1 protein-coding gene and 1 pseudogene are annotated in these 1,100 nt (G+C 41.7%); one reads left to right on the top strand and one right to left on the bottom strand.

The genetic code is table 11. The features are described 5' to 3' along the window. A pseudogene (locus tag KT99_RS21260) lies at nucleotides 1-649 on the top strand (ISAs1 family transposase); the annotation flags it as partial. Nucleotides 650-755: 106 nt separating this feature from the next. Here the strand turns inward: KT99_RS21260 and KT99_RS19750 are convergent. After that, nucleotides 756-1,058: a DUF3718 domain-containing protein gene (locus KT99_RS19750; protein ID WP_005503848.1), complete on the bottom strand. Its 303-nt coding sequence runs from the start codon at nucleotides 1,056-1,058 to the stop codon at nucleotides 756-758. Nucleotides 1,059-1,100 lie beyond the last annotated feature (42 nt).

The raw sequence follows: 1,100 nt of genomic DNA, 5'->3' as shown, positions 1-1,100 counted from the left end.
GGAGTGTCAGCATCATCACGCTCGATGCTATGGGATATCAAAAGAGATAGCAAAGCTAATCGTTAAGCAAAAGGCTGATTATATTCTAGCGCTTAAAGGTCATCATTCTGGTCTACAGGGTGAATTAGAAGCTTGGTGGCACAAGTGCCAGCGTGAAGGTTTTACAGCCGATAATTTTGATGAACATACGACCATAGACAGCGGTCACGGGCGAATTGAAACAAGACGTTGTCAGCAAGTGCTGGTTAATAAAAGTTGGTTAAATAATAAATATCAGAGGGTTGGCTTAAAAAGCATTATCAAAGTGGCATCAGACGGACATGAAAAAACGACAGGTAAAGAGACCACTGAAACACGTTGGTACATTAGCTCATTAGATTTAAATGCAGAGCAGGCGTTATCTTCTGTGCGAAATCACTGGCAAGTAGAAAGTATGCATTGGGTGTTAGAGATGACATTCAGAGAAGATGGATCACGGTTCCGTAAAGGCCGAGGTCCGCTTGCTTTTAATGTGATGAGAAAAATAGCAATGACCTTGTTCAAGTAAGACCAGACAAAACGCGCGAGTATAGTGGCTAAAAAGAAGATGGCAGGGTTGGACGACGAGTATCGCTCAACCCTGTTAGAGTCAGGGATTAAAATGCGCTAGCCGTGGGCCAAGCTAGTTGACGTCTAACATTTAACTATATTTCTTATAGGTAATAAAAAGAGCCAGTAAAGGCTCTTTATGACAGAAGTAATAAAGAATATTAATTTTAATAGTTAACGGTCATTATTTCATCCGAACCATAGGTCATAGCTATCTCTTTAATTGTTACCGTTCCCTTAATATAGGGGGAGATCTTGCTCGCCGTTTTATCAGCTCCATGGCTCAATGCAAATTGATGGAAGCTTTCACCATTACAGACTAAGCGTGGGAAAATTCTCTGCTTGTTAATGTGGTAGCTCTTCATGGTATCTCTAAATTGATAGAGGCTGTTACTGGCTCCGGCTTTACAGACGGCCACAAGGGTGTTTTCCATATGGGTAGACATGCCAGCTGAAACTGAAAATGCCATTGGAGATAGAGCGAACACTGCGATAGCGAGTAGTTTTCATGG

Source organism: Shewanella benthica KT99 (assembly GCF_000172075.1).
Lineage (GTDB): Bacteria > Pseudomonadota > Gammaproteobacteria > Enterobacterales > Shewanellaceae > Shewanella > Shewanella benthica_A.
The sequence above is the reverse complement of the archived record's forward strand: the minus strand, read 5'-3'. Positions and strand labels throughout refer to the sequence as shown.

Bases quoted from the DNA above. Each gene is read 5' to 3' on its own strand.
- KT99_RS19750 (WP_005503848.1), bottom strand. From the start codon at position 1,058: ATGGCATTTTCAGTTTCAGCTGGCATGTCTACCCATATGGAAAACACC.